We start from the raw sequence: 18,925 nt of genomic DNA, 5'->3' as shown, positions 1-18,925 counted from the left end.
CCAAGTCACCCGCAACCCCATCGAGGAGAAAGGCTTAACCATGGCCACCCAGCATGTACGTACCGGGCCGAAGAATCCCGGGGGCAGCACCCGAGGCTCGACCAAACCTGACGCATCAGGTCAGGTGCTGCCCGTGACCAACCCGCTTGACCTTTGGTACCTGTGCGAAAAGGCGCGCTATGCCAGCGCCAATCCGTATCGGCGTGCCAGCGACGAAGCGCCCATGTATCAACGCACGGTGGCACTGATGATCCGGGCGGATAACGAGCTCTTTGAGTATCGCTGGCCTTACTGCGCCGAAGTCGGCTACGACATGACGAAGACGCCGCCGGCGCCGATCATGAGCAGGAAACATCCGCATCGGCCGAGTTCTTTTCCGTTGTCTCAATACAAGCGGATCAGCAGCCGGCAGTTTCCTCAGTACAGCAGTGTTGAGGTGGTGGTGGACCTGTTGAGTCTGCATGAGTTGGAGGAGATGGTTCCGGTGCCTTCACCTTCAAACGTCGAAAAAGGGATTTGGCAGGATGTCGAGTCGGAGAATTTGGGGAACTTGCGAATTCCCGATGTTGTGAGAGTCACCGATCACACGATGGGGGGAGCGCCGCAATACAGCCAACCTAATCTCACCAGCGTAATTGAAATGAAGTTCGGCGGCGACCCGCTTTCGGATAGACAGCAGAAGGCCTACGAGAGAATCGTGGGCGACAGACTCAAGTTTCGATTGCTGAACAATGGCCGTTGTGACAGAGCGGACAGGCGTCAGCGTCGCGAGTGGATGACCGCTGCGCAGCAAGAACCCGTCTACAAACCTGTATCGCAGGTCATGTCCCTTCCCCTGCGAGCTTCGGCCGATCCGCACGGTTTGGTCGTTGGCCTGATTGACGCCGAGCATCAGGCGGCCCGGCAGGTTCTTGAATTCAGGCCGCCTCCGCCTGGAACCCCTGTTATAAGCGCCAGTCCAGGCATGCGAGAGGCCGCCGCACAGGCGGCACGGGCTCGCGGACAGATTGAAATGTCGCTTGTGGGACCGTTCGTCATCGTAGGCGCCACGGGCATCGGCGCTGGCATGGCCACCGTTGCTGGAGGCAGCGCCGCAGTATCCGGAACAACCTTGGCGGCGCGCGCCGGACCTCGAGTCGTGCATTACGGCCGCCTTCTTTCCTGGGCGCGTTTCACAGGCGGGACGGGAACGGCAGGAGCGACAGTGGCCTATGCGAAGTCGGATGACGGGAGCTCCGAGCCTGTACTGTCTCCTGAACTTCAACGCCAATGGAAGGCCTACCAAGTGTGGGAGGCCAGCCAACGTCATCAACCGCGCACGGAGCAACTGTATCTGTTCTGGCCCGATGCCCCGGAGACAAAACAATGACCGATTTCTTTAGCGCGTTCGACGCCGATCGCTGGTTCTTCACCTTCATGGATGAAGACGACAAAACCCTTCCAGTGCAGCAGGTGGGAATTGTTGCGGTCTTTCATCTTATCGACGCGTATATCCCAGTTCGTCGCAAAGGCATTGCGGACGCTTTCTCCCTTTACCACGACCTCTATGGCGATAAGTTGAAGGGGGGATACAGAGAAGACAAGCGGATGATAATTCGCCCCTTCTCCAAGATGAACTTTGACGCCTATCGGGACTACGTTTTGAAGACCTCCCCAATGAACGCCGTCGAGTTCAAGTGCATGTCTCAACTAAGTCTGGGGCATGCCAGTGATTACATGTTTGGCGTCTTTTCTCCAGAAGGCTGGTTCGAACAGATTCACAAAACATTTACCACTGTCCGGTTCTACCTGCCTGTGGAAGAAATCCATGGTGACGGGAAAGCCCGGTTTGAGGGCTTCTTGCTGAAATTCTGCTCGTTGCTCCGCCCACTCCACGGCGCTGCCGGACTAGGTATTCAGGAATGCCACAACTGGGGGGACTACCAGACCATCGAGTACGAAACAGCCTGGGCGTACAGAGGCGTTGACCTCTGCACCCCCACGGGAAACGAAGCATGGCGCGACGGCTATTCCAATCTCAACTGGTACACCTTCCTCGCCCACCACTGGATTGCCACGTTGGGCACGCCGGAAGAACTGAAGACCAAGCTCAACGACGAACGCATCGCCCTTCTCCCCTACGAATGGGGCACCGCCATCCGCGCCGGTGATTGGCCAGCACTCGGCAAAGCCGAGACAGACCCGACCCCCGAACTCTACGTAAAGGTCAACAACGCCATCCGCTCATTGCGCGTGCAGGACATCGGATCACTCCACTACGGCTCCATCGCCGGCGAGGTTCGCTTCAATCCGCTGACCAGCAACCTCTGGCTGCGCCGCTTCGATACGCCGCAGGAAATCAAGGCCGTAATCGACGAGGCAGGCAACGTCAAAGCAGAGGAGCGTCACTTCCTCCGTATGCCCTCAGGCACACCTTGTCCATGGCCCGGCATCTGGATCTGCGAAGAAGTTCCTTCTCAAGGCAGGCAGACCTTCATGCACAACGATCTCTTGCCGGAAGTGAACGGCCAAATAGTCACCTGGCGTCTGGTCAAAGCGCTATAGCGGAGGCAACAACCACATGCCAGAAATCATCCGCAAAGACGACACCACAGACCACGCTGGATTGGTGCTCGAGGGTTTCCCGCACACCAACCTCAATGGCAGACCCATGGCCGGCGTCGGCCATCAGGTTTCATGCCCAAAATGCGAGGGCGTCTTTCCCATCGTCGAGGGCAGCCCGACGTACAAGGTCAATGGCATCCCGGTGGCGCTGCACGGCATGCAGACAGCGTGTGGCGCCCGACTGATCGCCAGTGGCTCAAAAGCGCGCGTCGATGGCCACGCGGTCCGGGATCATCTGCCTGAGTAGCCCTCAGCCCCGCTCAACCTTCCATCCCATCTCGGCCGAAATCCCCGCAGCCGCGCCCTGCACCACCGGCACCATCTCGCGCATGCGCTCCAGCGACATATAAGGCACGGTGCTCGACACACTGATGGCGGCGACGATGCCGCTGGAGGCGTCGCGCACGGGCGCTGCCACGCAGCGGATCGAAGGCTCGTTGTCTTCCAGGTCGAACGCATAACCCTGCGACGCGTAATCGCGCATGCGATCACGGAACGCCTCCCATCCCTGCTGTCCGCCGGGCGCGCGCGACGACACCGGTGCGCCGACGCGATGCAGCGCCTTCCACTGCGGCTCATCCGCGTCCAGCAGCAATGCCTTGCCCACGCCGGTCGCGGCGAGCGGCATCCGATGGCCGACCCGCGATCGCATTTCCAATCCCTTTTTGCCCGGAATCTTCTCCAGGTACAGCACGTCGTTGTTGTCGCGCACGGCCAGGTGGATCGTGTCGCCGGTCATGTCGGCCAGGCTGTCCAGATAGGGCCGCGCCAGCGTCGCCAGCGGAAACGCCTCGCGCGCCTGAAAGCCCAGCTCGATCAGCTTGGGACCCAGCACGTAGCCCACGCCCGGCAGTGCGCGCAGGTAGCGCTCTTGCACCAGACAGCTTGCAAGCCGGTGCGTCGTGCTGCGCGCCACGCCGATACGCGCGCAGATTTCCTTCAGATCGCGTGCGCCATCGGCCACCGCCTGCACCACGGCAAGACCGCGCATCAGCGTCTGCGTGCCGGCGGGCGCGGCGGCATCGGGGTCAAGCGTGGCAGGTTGCTCGGGGGGCAGTGTGATGGCGGTCATGTGGCAAAGGCAAAGTTGCGGCGCGATGGGAAAGATCGGCAAGCATACCGGGCGCCGCGGCACGGATGCGTCGGTGATAGGGATATGCACGGCGCTTCGCCGAGCGAACAAAACACTTCGAAGGCTCAACTGAAAGCCTAATCGAAACGCACACCAAATTCCCTGTATGTGGGATTTAATTCTATATTTTGAGATTTTTCAAGCGCTGAACTAGAATTTTTGCCATCGTGCACCGCGCGCCTCCCGCGCGCGCACGGCAAGATTTCAGACAACAAGGTCCGCGACCACTCCGCCCAGTCCCGCGCGCATGACGGCGCAACGACGGCAGCCGGATGCGCGGCCAGAGACGAGACAGACTCTGATGAATACCGGATCGCCCGCCCGTGCGGCTCTCATCGCGCTGGATTGGGGAACCTCTTCACTTCGCGCCTATCGCCTGGATGCCACGGGCCGTACGCTCGATACGCGCCATCTGCCCTGGGGCATCATGCGCCTGCCGCAACCGCTGCAGGACGGCGCCGCCACCACCACACTGTCCGGCTTTGAACTGGCTTTTGATCAGGCATGCGGCGACTGGCTGCGCGCCGAGCCCTCCCTGCCCGTCATTGCCTGCGGCATGGTCGGCAGCGCGCAGGGCTGGAAGGAAGCCGCCTACCTGGACGTGCCCGTCGACCTGGAGCGCATCGGCACCTTGCTGACCGTGGTGGAACGCCCCGGCGGCACGCCCGTGCACATCGTGCCCGGCCTCATCCAGCGCCACGGCCTGCCCAACGTGATGCGTGGCGAAGAGACGCAGGTCTTCGGCGTGATGGCCGACGAGGCCAGAGCCAATGCCGACAGCGTGCTCATCGGACTGCCCGGCACGCACTCCAAATGGGTCAACGCACGCCGTGGCCGCGTCACGCACTTCGACACCTTCATGACCGGCGAGGTCTACGCGGCGCTGCGCGGCCACACCATTCTGGGCCGCACGATGGCCGACGCCCCCAACGCCGACATGGCCGCCTTCGAGCGCGGCGTGAAAGTTGCAGGCGCGCCTGCCGGCCGGGCGGGCGTGATGTCCACCATCTTCAGCACGCGCGCGCTGGGCCTGACCGGCGAACTCGCGCCTGAGTCGCAGGCCGACTATCTGTCAGGCCTCTTGATCGGCCATGAAGTCGCCGCGCTGGCCGAGATGCTGCGCCAGCAGGGCGAACTGCCCCACATCGTGCTGTGCGGCGAGCCCGCGCTGTGCAAGCGCTACCTCCTGGCCATGCAGCATTACGGCCTGGGCGCGCCCGAGCAGGCGCAGAACGCCACCGAGCGCGGTCTGTGGCACCTGGCCATCTGCGCCGGGCTTGTGTCCCCCTCCACCCCGATCCCCGCCTAGGAACCTTCGATGAACCATCCCGGTCTGCAAACCGCCATGGCCCACTGCGGCCTGATCGCCATCCTGCGCGGCATCACGCCCGCCGAAGCCGAACCCGTCGGGCAAGCGCTGTACGACGCGGGCTTCCGCCTGATCGAAGTGCCGCTGAATTCGCCGGATCCGCTGGACAGCATCCGCGCCATGCGCGCCGCGCTGCCCACCGACTGCCTCATCGGCGCCGGCACGGTCCTCAACCCCGACGACTGCGCGCGCATCCAGCAGGCCGGCGGCGAACTCATCGTCATGCCGCACAGCGATCCGGCCGTCATCCGCCAAGCCAAGAAGCTGGGCATGGCGTCCTGCCCCGGCGTCGCCACGCCCACCGAGGCCTTTGCGGCACTGGCTGCCGGCGCCGACGTGCTGAAGATGTTCCCGGCCGAGCAGCTCGGCCCGGCCGTGCTCAAGGCCTGGCGCGCGGTGATGCGCCCGCCGATCGCGCTGGTTCCCGTGGGCGGCATCACGCCCGACAACCTATCGAATTACGCCCAGGCGGGCGCCAGCGGCTTCGGCCTGGGCTCCGCCTTGTACAAACCCGGCCTGACGGCCGAAGCAACCGGCCAGAACGCGCGCGCTTTCGTCGCGGCCTGGCAACGCGCCTATCCTGCCCAGGAGACACAAGCATGAAGATCACCAAGCTCACCACCTACATCGTGCCGCCCCGGTGGTGCTTCCTGAAGATTGAAACGGACGAAGGCATCGTCGGCTGGGGTGAACCCGTCGTCGAAGGCCGCGCGCACTCGGTTGCTGCCGCCGTCGAAGAACTGTCCGATTACCTGATCGGCAAGGATCCGCGCAACATCGAAGACCATTGGACGGTCCTGTACCGCGGCGGCTTCTACCGCGGCGGCGCCATCCACATGAGCGCGCTGGCCGGTATCGACCAGGCGCTGTGGGACATCAAGGGCAAGCACCTTGGCGTGCCCGTGTCGCAACTTCTGGGCGGCAACGTGCGCGACCGCATCCGCGTGTACTCGTGGATCGGCGGCGACCGTCCCGCCGACACCGCCGCGGCCGCCAAGAGCGCCGTCGAGCGTGGCTTCACCGCCGTCAAGATGAACGGCACCGAAGAGCTGCAATACATCGACTCGTTCGACAAGGTTGAGAAGTGCCTGGAGAACGTGGCCGCCGTGCGCGACGCCGTTGGCCCGAACGTGGGCATCGGCGTGGACTTCCACGGCCGCGTCCACAAGCCCATGGCCAAGGTGCTGATGAAGGAACTTGATCCGTTCAAGCTCATGTTCATCGAAGAGCCCGTGCTGAGCGAACACTACGAAGCGCTGAAGGAACTGGCGCCGCTGACGTCCACGCCCATCGCGCTGGGCGAGCGCCTGTTCTCGCGCTGGGACTTCAAGCGCGTGCTGTCCGAAGGCTACGTCGACATCATCCAGCCCGACCCGTCGCACGCAGGCGGCATCACCGAAACGCGCAAGATCGCCGCGATGGCCGAAGCCTATGACGTCGCGCTGGCGCTGCACTGCCCGCTCGGCCCCATCGCGCTGGCCACCTGCCTGCAGATCGACGCCGGCTGCTACAACGCGTTCATCCAGGAGCAGAGCCTGGGCATCCACTACAACGCCGCCAACGACCTGCTCGACTACGTCAGCAACCGCGAGGTCTTCGCGTACGAGGACGGCATGGTCGCGATCCCGCAAGGGCCGGGCCTGGGCATCGAAGTGAACGAGGAATACGTCAAGGAACGGGCCGCAGTGGGCCACCGCTGGCGCAACCCCATCTGGCGTCACGCCGACGGCAGCTTCGCCGAGTGGTAAGCCGATAAAAGAGAGAGGAGACTCCATTGTCCACCGCCGCCCAAGCCGGCCTGCAAGGCGCTCAGCGCCCGACCCGCAGCCGCTACATCATCATGGTGATGCTGTTCATCACCGTCGTCATCAACTACCTGGACCGCAGCAACCTGTCCATCGCCGCCCCCGCCCTGAAGGACGAGTTCGGCCTGGACACCTGGCATGAAGGCCTGATCCTGTCGGCCTTCGGCTGGACCTACGCCGCCATGCAGATTCCCGGCGGCTGGCTGGTGGACCGCGTGTCCCCCCGCGTGCTGTATGCCGCCGCGCTGATCCTGTGGTCCGCGGCCACGTTCTTCATGGGCTTTGCCGGCAGCTTCGTCATCCTGTTCGTCCTGCGCCTGGCCGTGGGCGCGTTGGAAGCTCCGGCCTATCCCATCAACAACCGCGTCGTCACCACGTGGTTCCCCGAACGCGAACGCGCCACCGCCATCGGCTTCTACACGTCGGGCCAGTTCGTCGGCCTGGCGTTCCTGACGCCGGTGCTGGCCTGGCTGCAGCATCATTACGGCTGGCACATGGTGTTCGTCAGCACCGGTCTCCTGGGCATCATCTGGGGCGTGCTGTGGTTCATGATCTACCGCGAACCGCGCCAGTTCAAGGGCGCCAACGCAGCGGAAATCGAGCTGATCCAGAAAGGCGGCGGCGTCGTCGACCTGGACACGCGCGTGCGTGAAAAGAAGGCCCCGCTCAACTGGAACGACCTGGGCCTGGTCATGAGCAAGCGTAAGCTGTGGGGCGTGTACCTCGGCCAGTTCTGCCTGACCTCCACGCTGTGGTTCTTCCTGACCTGGTTTCCCACATATCTGGTCAAGTACCGCGGCATGGACTTCATCAAGTCAGGCTTCCTGGCCTCGGTGCCGTTCCTGGCGGCCTTCATCGGCGTGCTGTGCTCGGGCGTGCTGTCCGACTTCCTGATCCGGCGCGGCGCCACCGTCGGCATGGCGCGCAAGCTGCCCATCATCCTGGGCCTGTTGATCTCCACGTCCATGATCGGCGCGAACTTCACGGACTCCACGCCGTGGGTCATCTTCTTCCTGGCCTTGGCGTTCTTTGGGAACGGTCTGGCGTCGATCACGTGGTCACTGGTCTCGACGTTGGCGCCTGTGCGCTTGTTGGGCCTGACCGGCGGCGTGTTCAACTTCGTCGGCAACCTGTCGTCGATCTGCACGCCCATCGTCATCGGCTTGCTGGTGTCCAAGGACAGCTTTGCGCCGGCGATCGTGTATGTATCGTCGCTGGCGTTGCTGGGTGCGCTGTCGTATATCTTGCTGGTTGGGAAGGTGGAGCGGATCGAGGCTTGAGGACTGCACTGCGCGGTGCACCTCGCAACATCGCGAATAGTCTTAACAAAAAGGGCGTCTGGAAAGACGCCCTTTTTTTGTTTAGTCGGAGCAATCGCGGCGTCAGGCCAAGGCCGATTCCATGTAGCAAGCCCCGCCCGCCAGAACAGTTCTTCCCTCTGCCCAACCAGCCGCAAGGGGGACTTCGGTGTCCTGATTGCGGCAAGTAAATACCTCGAATTAGGGATAGTTGACCATTATTTGTGAATTTATAACGGGAGACAATCTTCAGTGGCTTCGGGTCTGAACGGCGCTGGAGTCTTTTATGCACATCCAGCGCACAGTCCGAGTGAAAATATCTCGATGGTGTCCACATGCCAGAACGTCGTAGAGGTTATGACCGTCACGCCGAAGCTGCCGCGACATATGTCCCGCCTGGCAATATTGTGCGCCGAGAGTATTTCTACCTTGGACTTTTTGGTGTCGCAGCGATCATTGCCGTGGTGACCTCGAAGGAGTGCATCAACCGGGACCAGGGATGGTTCTTGACTTTAGGTTTGGCCCTCAGCGCAGCGATGGTCGCATCTCAGTTGACCGGTTATCTGGCCGTCAAGAGCAATCTGCCCAATCAGATGACAGTCAGAGCTGGCGGCTCACTAGGCGTGCTTGTCCTGATCCTGCTCTTGAAACCGGTCCTTGTGCCTGACGGAGGACCTTCCCAGTGGATCTGTCCTGTCAAGCTACCAACAGGGAAAGAACTTCCAATAAGCGCACTTCCTACAAACCTTCGTCCGAAAACGGTCGCCACTCTGGATCCAACCATAGCGGGGGAGACTCCCCTTAGCTTTGCGTTCGATTATGCGTTTGGAACGATGGCAGGAAAGAGGACCTGGACCCAGGTCCGAAAAGGCTCGTGGATTGAGCTCTACCCTGATGGTGAGTTTTTTAGTGCATTTGAACTGATCGAAACTGCAAACCTTAAATCTTGCCACGGGTCTATTGTTGAACGCACCGATCAAACCAAACTTCAAGTCTTCATTCCGGACAGGCCTTGCCCGAGCCCTATTCTCTACTTTCGAGTAGCAAATGGCCCCTGGAACGTCTTAGGAACAATGTACGACGTTCGCTAAAAGATATTCCCCGTGTGGCCGCCTCATCGGTTCTACAGTCCGATCCAACGACTGCGGCGAGGGCAATCCGCAGCGCGTTGTGTTCACGCAAGCGATCAACCGCTCGACCTCGTTCATTCTGGCTAGGAATGCGCCGAGCCTCAGCAGCCCTGCATCGCCACCTTACGCCGCCGCACGTTCCCGGCGCGCTGCACCAGCACCAGCGCCAGTCCCGCCGTTGCGATCACCGCGCCGGCGATCGGCACCGCCGCGTAACCCAAGCCCGCCGAGATCACCGCGCCCCCGGCCGCCGCGCCCACCGCATTGCCCAGGTTGAACGCGCCCACGTTCATCGACGATGCCAGTCCCGGCGCATCGGTCGCGGCGCGCATCACGCCCATCTGCAGGGGCGGCACCACCGCGAACGTCGCGACGCCGAAGATCAGCAGCGCCACAGCCGCGCCGACCGGCGTGGACGCCAGCCACGGGAACGCCAGCAGGTCCACGATGACCAGCACCAGGAAGAAGATCAGCGTGCCATCGAGCGAGCGGTCGGCCATGCGTCCACCCACGCCGTTGCCCAATGTGAAGCCCAGACCGATCAGCACCAGCATGCCCGTCACGAACGCCGGGGACGCGCCGGTAATCTCGGCCAGCGTCGGGGCGATGTACGTGTACAGCGTGAACATCGCGCCTGCGCCCAGGACCGTGGTCAGCAGTGCCAGCAGCACCGCAGGGCTGCGCAGCACGGCCAGTTCATGGCGCACGTTGGGACGCCGGCCCGCCTCGCCCGCCGGCAGGGCGAACCACAGCGACAGCATCGCAATCAGGCCCAGCACCGCCGTCGCGAAGAACGACATCCGCCAGCCGATCGTCTGACCCAGCCACGTCGCGGCCGGCACGCCGCCCACGTTGGCGATGGTCAGCCCCATGAACATCGTCGCCACCGCGCTGGCCTGCTTATGGCGCGGCACCACGCTGGCAGCCACGAGCGAGCCCAGGCCAAAGAACGCGCCGTGGTTCAGGCTGGTCACCAGGCGGGCCAGCAGCAGCGTCGTGTAGTTGGGCGACAGCGCCGACAGGATATTGCCGATGGTGAAGATCGCCATCAGCAGAATCAGCGCCTTGCGCCGCGACCAGCGCGAGAACGCCAGCGTCATCAGCGGCGCGCCGATCATGACGCCGATCGCGTAGGCGCTGACCAGCATGCCCGCGCTGGGGATGGATACATTCACCCCCTCGGCGATGACGGGCAACAGGCCCATGGGAGAAAACTCGGTCACGCCGATGCCAAACGCACCGACGGCAAGCGCCAACAACGGCGGGCCGGCCTTCACCGGCTGGGTTTCTTGGGGATTCATGCAAGTTCCTTGGGTTCGACGGCGCCGACGGGATGTTCCTGGGGCGCGCCCGGCCAGAAATGGCCGGCGCATCGGATAGACAGGCGTGCAGTATGACGGCCGGATACTTGCAGAAAAAGGCGTCTAGCGGGCAAACACTTTTGACTTCAGGTCATTAATCCGTGGGGAAAGTACCCTCGCCAGGACAGGTCTTCAAGTTTGAAGTCCCAAGTTACCGAGCGGTAACAATTCGGCCCTCGACCCATCATTTGCCGGGATAAATTACCGCTCGGTAATCCGATGGCCCACGAAAAAAGGGCGTCCTTCCGGACGCCCCTCTTCGCACCAACCGCCGCTTACTTCAGCAGCAGCGCATTCAACCGCTTCACGAACGCCGCCGGATCCGCAATCTGCGCGCCCTCGGCCAGCAGCGCTTGATCCAGCAGCAGACGCGCCCACTGATCGAACTCGCCATCATCAGCCGCACGAATACGCGCCAGCAGCGGATGCTCGGGATTGATCTCCAGCACCGGCTTCACGTTCGGCGCTTCCTGGCCGGCGGCCTTCAGCATACGCAACAGGTGCGGGCTGAGTTCATTCTGGCCCACCACCACGCACGCCGGCGAATCCACCAGGCGCAGCGTCACGCGCACTTCCTTGACCTGCTCTTCCAGCGTCTTCTGCAGGCGCTCGACCAGCGGTTTGAAGTCCTCGGCCACTTCGGCCTGGTGCTTCTTTTCTTCCTCGTCGGCCAGTTCCGCCAGATCGAGGCCACCCTTGGCCACCGACACCAGCGACTTGCCGTCGAATTCGCGCAGGTACGACAGCATCCACTCGTCAACGCGATCCGACAGCAGCAGGACTTCGATGCCCTTCTTGCGGAAGATTTCCAGATGCGGGCTGTTGCTGGCCGCGGCGAAGGTGTCCGCCGTAACGTAGTAGATCTTGTCCTGGCCTTCCTTCATGCGCGACACGTAGTCGGCAAACGACACCGTCTGCGCCTGATCACCGGAATTCGTCGACGCAAAACGCATCAGCTTGGCGATGCGCTCAAGATTGGCCGAGTCCTCGCCCGCGCCTTCCTTCAGCACCTGGCCAAACTCCGACCAGAACGTCGCGTAGTCTTCCGGCTTGTTCTCGGCCAGGTCTTCCAGCAGCGACAGGATGCGCTTGGCCGAACCCTCGCGAATGGCGCGCACGTCGCGGCTTTCCTGCAGGATTTCGCGCGACACATTCAGCGGCAGGTCCGCCGAATCGATCACGCCGCGCACAAAGCGCAGGTACGACGGCAGAAGCTGATCGGCGTCGTCCATGATGAAGACACGCTTCACGTACAGCTTCACGCCATGACGGCCGTCGCGGTCCCACATGTCCATGGGCGCATGCTTGGGCACGTACAGCAGCTGTGTGTACTCGCTGCGGCCTTCGACGCGGTTGTGCGTCCAGGCCAGCGGATCGTCGTAGTCGTGCGAGACCGTCTTGTAGAACTCGCGGTACTGCTCTTCCGTCACTTCGGACTTGTTGCGGGCCCACAGCGCGTTCGCCTGGTTCACCGTTTCCAGTTCGTCGGTCTTGACCTGCTCGCCCTTTTCCTGATCCCACTCTTCCTTGGCCATGCGGATCGGCAACGAGATGTGGTCGGAGTAGCGGCGCAGAATCTCGCGCAGTTTCCAGCCGTTCAGGAGTTCGTCTTCGTCGGCGCGCAGGTGCAGCGTCACGTCCGTGCCGCGGCTGGCCTTTTCAGCGGCGGCAATCGTGAATTCGCCCTGGCCGTCGGATTCCCACTGGATCGCGTCCGAGGAACCGGCGCGGCGGCTGACCACCGTCACCTTGTCAGCCACGATGAACGACGAATAAAAGCCCACGCCGAACTGGCCGATGAGCTGCGCGTCCTTCTGCTTGTCGCCGGTCAGCTGCGAGAAAAACTCGCGCGTGCCCGAGCGGGCGATCGTGCCCAGGTTGGCCACCGCTTCTTCGCGCGACAGGCCGATGCCGTTGTCGGAGATCGTGATGGTGCGGGCGGCCTTGTCGTAGCTGACCGTGATGGCCAGTTCGCCGTTGCCTTCCAGCAATTCCGGCTGGTCGATGGCTTCGAAGCGCAGCTTGTCGCAGGCGTCCGACGCGTTCGACACCAGCTCGCGCAGGAAGATTTCCTTGTTGCTGTACAGCGAATGGATCATCAGATGAAGCAGTTGCTTCACCTCGGCCTGGAACCCCAGGGTTTCGGACGCGGAATTCGTGGCGGTTTGGCTCATGGTTCTACGTGGCTCGGAAAATAAATTAGGGACAAATATCCGGCGGCTGGGGCGATGCGCCCGCGCGGCCGCCCGGAAACCCTACTGATGTGGGGGCCAATGGGAACTTTTCAAGACCAGGGTGGCGGAGAAGCAACCTGACAGGCGGCTGTCCCCGGTAAAATCCCGCACTTTTCTCACCTACCCCTCCCCGGCCGGCCCTCCCGCCATGCAACCCGCCTCCCTGACCCAACCCGCCCCCCACGGCACGTCCGATGACGCCGACACCAGCCACGACCTGGTCTACGGCCCCGACGACCGCCCCGCGCCTCCCGTCGCCTTCGTCGCCGCCCTGCAGCACCTGCTGGCCATCCTGGTCCCCATCGTCACCCCCGGCCTGCTCATCTGCCAGGCCCTGGGCGTCAGCAGCCGCGACACCACCCTCATCGTCTCTATGTCGCTGGTGATCTCCGGCATCGCCACCTACGTGCAGTGCAAGCGCTTCGGGCCGCTCGGCGCGGGTCTGCTCATCGTGCAGGGCACGAGCTTCAACTTCGTCGGCCCGCTGATCGCCGGCGGCTCAGTCATGGTCAAGCAAGGCACGCCGGTCGAAGCCGTCATGGCCGCCATCTTCGGCGTCGTCATCGCCGGGTCCTTTGTCGAGATGGGCATCAGCCGCATCCTGCCCTTCGTCAAACGCCTCATCACCCCGCTCGTCACCGGCATCGTCGTGCTGCTGATCGGCCTGACGCTCATCAAGGTGGGCCTCATCAGCATGGGCGGCGGCTTCGGCGCGATGGCCAACGGCACCTTCGCCAGCGCCGAGAACCTGACCCTATCCGGCCTCGTCCTGGGCACCATCATCCTGTTGAACCGCGTGCCGGTGGTGTGGATTCGCAGCACTGCGCTGGTGCTGGCGCTGGCCGTCGGCTACATCGCCGCCGCCTACATGGGCCGTCTGGATTTCACCGGCGCCCGCGAAGCCGCCGTCTTCCAGGTTCCGGTGCCGCTCCACTTTGGCCTGGGGTTCTCTTGGGCCTTGTTCGTGCCGATGCTGATCATTTATCTGGTCACGTCCCTGGAAGCGATTGGCGACGTCACTGCCACCAGCAAGGTGTCGAAGCAGCCGGTTGAAGGTCCGCTCTGGATGCAGCGCATCAAGGGCGGCGTGCTGGTCAACGGCGCGAACTCGCTGCTGGCTGGCGTGTTCAATACGTTTCCCAGCTCGGTATTTGCGCAGAACAATGGCGTCATCCAGCTGACCGGCATCGCCAGCCGCCACGTCGGCGTGTGGATTGCGGGGATGCTGATTCTGTTGGGCCTGTTCCCGGTTGTGGCCGGTGTCCTGCAAGCCGTTCCGGAGCCCGTTCTGGGTGGTGCAGCCATGGTGATGTTCGGCGCGGTGGCCGCGTCTGGGATCAACATCCTGGCGGGCATCCAACTGGACCGCCGCGCGCTGCTCATCATCGCCGTCTCTTTGGCGCTGGGCCTGGGCGTGTCGCAAGTGCCGGAAATCCTGTCGCACCTGCCGCACTCGGTGAAGAGTGTGCTGGAATCGGGCGTCGCCACCGGCGGGATTTGCGCACTGGTGATGAACTGGTTCTTGCCTGAGAAGAAGTGAGGTTTGTGGGGGTGGGGTCGGGGTTTAGCAGCCCCAGCCTGCCCCTTGGACGGCAGGCTCGCCTAGCCGTCGCCTGACAAGATGAAAAAGACCGCATATAATCGCGGTCTTCGCATCTCCCGCAGCCGTCACCTGGACGCGCTCGCGACCCCCTAGCCCGGGTGGTGAAATTGGTAGACGCAGGGGACTCAAAATCCCCCGCCGCAAGGCGTGCCGGTTCGATTCCGGCCCCGGGCACCATGGCCTTTCTACTAAGGCCGATAGCCAACGATTCGCTAAGCGCACGGCGGCGCCTCCTACGCCCCGACATGGCTTGCCGAAATTCAGACCGGCATTAAGAGAACGCTGCCGCCGTCAACAGTCGCGCATCGCGGGCGCTAAGTCCGCACCCATCATGAACAACGCCGCCTCGACTTGCCGAGGTGACCATTTCTCCTGCCCGGCGACTGCATTCGCCCGCGTAAGCGCATCGCTGATGATCCAGTTTGCCCGGAGGTTCCAGGTTGCGTGTCGCTGATGCGCCAGCAATGGGCCAGACGCGGCGAAGTAAGGAAAAAGGGTTTCATCGGGAGAGCGCATCTTCACCTTGCTCTTGGTCGTGTTTGCCCGCATGCAGGCAAAACGCAAGTGCGCGGGGACGGCGGCATTCTGGTGGCGACTCCAACGCAGCACCAACCACGCCAACGCGCCAGCTACACGGCTGTCGTAGATGACGAACTGCGGAAGTGCAAGGGAGTGTATTTTGGTCGTGCCCGCGTTGGAGCGCAGATCGACAATGCCCAAATGCGCTATCCCGCTAGTGTCCGACAGCGCTCGCAGCACGGGCCGCAAGTACGCCGAAAAGCTCGCACGCTTGCTATCGAGCCAAGGCCCGTTACCACGCTTGGTGTACACCCCGCCCCAACGCATGATTGCAGCAGCCCAGTTCGCAAGTTCCGTCTCGTCCACCTGGGCAGCGTCCAGGCACCGACGCAGGCCAATTTCCAACTGAAGCAGGACTGCGGCATTGGCCGCAAAGCTGCCGTGCGCGGCGATGCTGAGGAGCCCCCTAGGCGTAGGGATGTCAATCCGCTTATTAGGCCACCTGTAACGCTCCAGCGCGGAACGCAAACTACGGTCTATGCCCTGCTCATGCCGAAAATCGAGCGGAAGTTTTTCGGTAATAAGATCGGCGAACCATTTCGAAAAAGGTGCTGATTGAGTGAGGAAATCAGCTTTATTCATGGGTTGCCGTCACCCTTATTGACTGGAGCTCCTGACGTTGCAACGCCGTACATACGCCTTGATTCAGTTCCACAAATTCATTCCATGACATTTGCTGAGCATAATGAAGCGCATACTGGCGGTCGACACGGCAAATGTCTGGGCGATCGTCATAGATGCCGCAAGCATTTCGATCGGCAATGAAATGGCGACACGTGCCGTCGCCCCGGTCCAGATGCTGGGTCTGGGGCGAGCGGTCCACCAACTGGCAGCACCGCCCGCATTGCGAACAGGGGAAGGTCGACGTCACTTCGCCAACGACGTGAGCCAACTGCGCGTACTGTCGGCATTACCCATTTCATAAGGCAGGGAGATTCCCTGTTGCTGAATTTCCCTTGCGATGACCACGCCACGCGAAGACTCGCTCTGGGCTTGGCTGAGGTCAATCGAAAAGTCTTCCAGTTCGTCCACGTCGATATTCAATTCGACGCGTTCGATCTCGCTCAGATATTCATCAAGCTGTGCGTTCAGCGCTTCGAACTGCCGCAGGGTCAGCGCATGGCTACTGCGATCCAGCAACGCCCACACGCGCTCCATCATCCGGCTATGCAGCAGGACATGATGCAGGCCTATCGTCAGAATCCCCGTCGTCAGAGCGCTGACAAAGGCCGCCAGCTCGCTGCCAAAGGGAAACGTCATTACTGGAACCAGCTGGGCGTAAATCAGTCCGCCCACTGCCGTCGCCACCCCAGCCGACAAGGCGGCGAGCACAGCCTTGGTCAGGTCAACGCTGGAAAGGCCATCGGGATTGAAAGCCAGCAGCTTCAATGCCGAAACCATCTGGCCCCACATTTCGCGGATGACCTTGATTGCGCTCTTGCCCGTGGTGGCCAGGATGTTGAATGCCGTGGTCGTTACGCTGCCCAGAACACCTGCGAAGACGCCGTCCTTGAAGGCCATGAGGAAGTCTTTGAAGCGTTCCTGCACCCGCGTCCATATCCCCTTAAGGAGCAGTTCAGCTTCTTGCAGGAACGTCCCTAATGCGAAGTTGGCGCGCAGCTTTTCCATCATCGCTGGCAATGCCGAGCGCAATTCGAACCAGATCTCGGCAGCCACAAGGCCCAACATCTGCCGCGTGCCCATTTGGATGCCCGCAGTGCCAGAGGCCAAGGCGGTAGCACCCCAGAACTTGCTGCTGGTGTAGTACTTCTTGTTGACGGTGCCGTCGTACTGTTTCCTAGCCTTCGCGTCCTTTTCCCGCATGGCATCGGGGTCGACAGACTCCAGTGCTTCCAGCCGCGTCTCCGACTTTTTCAGCTTGGCTTCCTGCATTTCTGCACGGTGGCGTTGCTGGGGCGTATCGCGCGGCAAAGCAGCCAATGCATCTCGGTCGGCTTGCACCGCGGCCTTCTGCTGGACGATTTTCTCGGGCAAGCCCGCCAAAAAATCATCGACCGAAGATGCCTGCTTGCTCCGGTTGATACTTCGGTGCGTGGAAACGAGGTTGGACTCATGGTTGGCCAGCTCGATGCCGTCAAGACCGGCAAGCACGCGCCCTGCGTCATCATGGACGGCCTTGGCCGCAATCACGTGATCCAGATCCCGAATACCGTTCTGTGGCGACATCGTGGCCGAGGTGTAGCCGTCTCGAAGCTGGCCGTCCTGCTGTAACGCGGCGTCGGCCTTTCCCTTGCGAATGAACTCCGGATCCTTGTGATAGGCCGCTTTAACGGCTGAGTAGCCACCGCGCTCATCGAATTTCTTCTGTTCCGCCTCGGTCGCCCAGACTCCCTTGCGGACATTCTGAACAGTATCGACCTTGCCGCCGGTCTTGTCCTCAAACAGCAGAAAATCCAGACCGAAGCTTGTGGCCAAGCTTCGGACGACGGTTTTCTCCAACTCTTGCACCCACGGATACTGAATTGCAATCGTTTGCATGTGCTGGTCCGTGTCAGCTGTGCGCAAAGCGCGCGGCGTCTTGTTTGGCGGTATCGAGAACGTCGTCGAGCTTGTCGCCGTTCAGGATCATGGAGCCATCCTTATCCTTGGCCATTTGCGGCAGACCGTTATCGTCCACTGCGACGCCCCCGCCGACTTCCTTCAGCTTGAACAACGGAGTCGTGATGACTCTGGTCAGAATGGCGGCAAGCGCATAACCATTTTCAATAATTTGAATGACCGATGTACCCAGTTTGTCCAACTCCGCGGCGACATCAACGTTACGGCCTTTCAAGTCATCGACTAGCGTGCTGACGTCTTTCAAATCGTCGAAATAGCGGTGGAACTCTCGGTAGATACGCGAGAGGCTGCGCTTGATACGGCGCGCATAATCTTCGGTATCGCCTAGGAACTCTTCGGCTTTAATGAGTTTCCTGATGGCGGCTTGAGCTTCTTCGGCGGCTCTACGTGCGTTTTTCAACGCTTCTTCGCCGTGGTTGTCGTAGGCCCAGCCGGCGATGGCGAGGATGGGAGCGGCGACGGCCGCGCCCAGGATGGCTGTGCCGCCGGCCATCCCAAGTCCGCCAGCTGCCAACGAACCACCACCAATGGCTGCCAGCGTGGCATTGGTGGCAGCGGCGCCGGCCAGCGCAGAAATGGCGGTGCCGGTGGACGCGGCGCCCAGAGCCATGACGCCGCCATATACGGCAAAGCCCGCCGCCGCGCCAGCAGCGCCCGCCCCGGCAATGCTGCCCAGCACCCCCATGGCGGAATAGGTGTAGTTTTCGATCTTTTGAAGTTCGCGCTTCGGAAACTTGATTTCCAGCTTGTCCTGGGAATTGGCGTTCAAATCCTTGATCAGCGAATCAGCCAAGGTTTTAAACTCGCCAAAGCTTTCACCGATTTGCAGTTCCAGGTTGCCCAGCTCCGTCAATGCGGTTTCAGTTTTCTTCTCCTGTGCATCGAACACGGTTCGCCGCTTGTCATAGGCCGCAGTTGCGTCCTTGACAATCTCGTCCGCTTCGGAGTGCTTTTGATAACCGTCGTAGCCTTTTTTTGCGCCATAACTGGCAGCTACCAGAGCCGCTGCACCGATGATCAAGGGAAGGGGCATTGCGTGTGACCTTTCTGCTGAGTGAATAAATGCGGTGGAGTTGCCGGCGCCTTATTACCAACTGGCTGATCCAGCAAGAAGCGATGAAGCGGGATAAAGCAGGCTCAAAACCCACGCACCCGAGATAACCGTCGAAAGAACGTGTTACAAGAAGTATATCAGGTTATTATAAAAAGAAACCATCTATGACGTTGATA

General features: G+C 61.8%; 15 protein-coding genes and 1 tRNA gene. 10 read left to right on the top strand and 6 right to left on the bottom strand.

The features are described 5' to 3' along the window. The first annotated feature begins 40 nt into the window (after positions 1–40). Genes KW836_RS06760 through KW836_RS06750 form a run of 3 tightly spaced genes read left to right on the top strand, consistent with a single transcriptional unit; the run spans position 41 to position 2,851 of the window. Positions 41–1,369 carry a VRR-NUC domain-containing protein gene (locus KW836_RS06760; protein WP_218342788.1) on the top strand — a complete coding sequence of 443 codons (1,329 nt, stop codon included), beginning with the start codon at positions 41–43 and terminating at the stop codon, positions 1,367–1,369. Then, positions 1,366–2,544 (top strand): type VI immunity family protein, encoded by a 1,179-nt coding sequence (locus tag KW836_RS06755; RefSeq protein ID WP_218342787.1) that lies wholly within the window; start codon positions 1,366–1,368, stop codon positions 2,542–2,544. Before KW836_RS06760 ends, KW836_RS06755 begins: the two co-directional genes overlap by 4 nt. A 16-nt stretch (positions 2,545–2,560) precedes the next feature. Further along, a complete protein-coding gene (locus tag KW836_RS06750) occupies positions 2,561–2,851 on the top strand; it encodes a PAAR domain-containing protein (protein WP_218342786.1) in 291 nt (96 codons plus the stop codon). A 3-nt stretch (positions 2,852–2,854) separates the two neighbouring features. Here the strand turns inward: KW836_RS06750 and KW836_RS06745 are convergent, their stop codons facing one another. Next, complete coding sequence (locus KW836_RS06745; RefSeq protein WP_175122348.1) at positions 2,855–3,676, bottom strand: IclR family transcriptional regulator; 822 nt, start codon at positions 3,674–3,676, stop codon at positions 2,855–2,857. A gap of 361 nt (positions 3,677–4,037) precedes the next feature. Between KW836_RS06745 and KW836_RS06740 the strand changes: the two genes are divergently transcribed. The 5 genes from KW836_RS06740 to KW836_RS06720 all read left to right on the top strand — a co-directional run bounded on the left by KW836_RS06740 (position 4,038) and on the right by KW836_RS06720 (position 9,299). Further along, positions 4,038–5,045 carry a 2-dehydro-3-deoxygalactonokinase gene (locus tag KW836_RS06740; RefSeq protein ID WP_218342785.1) on the top strand — a complete coding sequence of 336 codons (1,008 nt, stop codon included), beginning with the start codon at positions 4,038–4,040 and terminating at the stop codon, positions 5,043–5,045. 9 nt (positions 5,046–5,054) lie between these two features. Beyond that, a complete protein-coding gene (locus KW836_RS06735; protein ID WP_218342784.1) occupies positions 5,055–5,708 on the top strand; it encodes a 2-dehydro-3-deoxy-6-phosphogalactonate aldolase in 654 nt (217 codons plus the stop codon). Further along, entirely contained in the window at positions 5,705–6,853 is a 1,149-nt protein-coding gene (gene dgoD / locus KW836_RS06730; protein WP_056559450.1) for a galactonate dehydratase, read from the top strand. The genes KW836_RS06735 and dgoD overlap by 4 nt, the downstream gene beginning before the upstream one ends. A 26-nt stretch (positions 6,854–6,879) precedes the next feature. After that, on the top strand, positions 6,880–8,190 hold the full coding sequence (locus KW836_RS06725) for an MFS transporter (protein ID WP_218342783.1): 1,311 nt from the start codon (positions 6,880–6,882) through the stop codon (positions 8,188–8,190). Positions 8,191–8,543: 353 nt separating this feature from the next. After that, positions 8,544–9,299 carry a hypothetical protein gene (locus KW836_RS06720; RefSeq protein ID WP_218342782.1) on the top strand — a complete coding sequence of 252 codons (756 nt, stop codon included), beginning with the start codon at positions 8,544–8,546 and terminating at the stop codon, positions 9,297–9,299. A gap of 140 nt (positions 9,300–9,439) precedes the next feature. On the opposite strand, the gene KW836_RS06715 is transcribed toward KW836_RS06720, so the two are convergent. Next, the gene (locus tag KW836_RS06715; RefSeq protein ID WP_218342781.1) at positions 9,440–10,639 is read right to left on the bottom strand and encodes an MFS transporter; all 1,200 of its coding nucleotides are present in this window, start codon (positions 10,637–10,639) and stop codon (positions 9,440–9,442) included. A gap of 335 nt (positions 10,640–10,974) precedes the next feature. Then, on the bottom strand, positions 10,975–12,873 hold the full coding sequence (gene htpG / locus KW836_RS06710) for a molecular chaperone HtpG (RefSeq protein WP_218342780.1): 1,899 nt from the start codon (positions 12,871–12,873) through the stop codon (positions 10,975–10,977). A 208-nt stretch (positions 12,874–13,081) separates the two neighbouring features. On the opposite strand from htpG, the gene KW836_RS06705 reads away from it, so the two are divergent. Both KW836_RS06705 and KW836_RS06700 read left to right on the top strand, forming a co-directional pair. Then, a complete protein-coding gene (locus tag KW836_RS06705) occupies positions 13,082–14,473 on the top strand; it encodes a uracil-xanthine permease family protein (RefSeq protein WP_105240768.1) in 1,392 nt (463 codons plus the stop codon). Positions 14,474–14,628: 155 nt separating this feature from the next. Further along, positions 14,629–14,713 (top strand) — tRNA-Leu (locus KW836_RS06700). 114 nt (positions 14,714–14,827) lie between these two features. Here the strand turns inward: KW836_RS06700 and KW836_RS06695 are convergent. The 3 genes from KW836_RS06695 to KW836_RS06685 all read right to left on the bottom strand — a co-directional run bounded on the left by KW836_RS06695 (position 14,828) and on the right by KW836_RS06685 (position 18,728). Further along, entirely contained in the window at positions 14,828–15,697 is an 870-nt protein-coding gene (locus tag KW836_RS06695; protein ID WP_218342779.1) for a hypothetical protein, read from the bottom strand. Positions 15,698–15,982: 285 nt separating this feature from the next. Beyond that, complete coding sequence (locus KW836_RS06690) at positions 15,983–17,614, bottom strand: hypothetical protein (RefSeq protein ID WP_218342778.1); 1,632 nt, start codon at positions 17,612–17,614, stop codon at positions 15,983–15,985. A 13-nt stretch (positions 17,615–17,627) separates the two neighbouring features. Then, on the bottom strand, positions 17,628–18,728 hold the full coding sequence (locus tag KW836_RS06685; protein ID WP_218342777.1) for a chemotaxis protein: 1,101 nt from the start codon (positions 18,726–18,728) through the stop codon (positions 17,628–17,630). Positions 18,729–18,925 lie beyond the last annotated feature (197 nt).

Source organism: Achromobacter sp. ACM05 (assembly GCF_019218915.1).
Lineage (GTDB): Bacteria > Pseudomonadota > Gammaproteobacteria > Burkholderiales > Burkholderiaceae_B > Achromobacter > Achromobacter animicus.
This window is presented reverse-complemented; position numbering and strand designations above follow the sequence as displayed.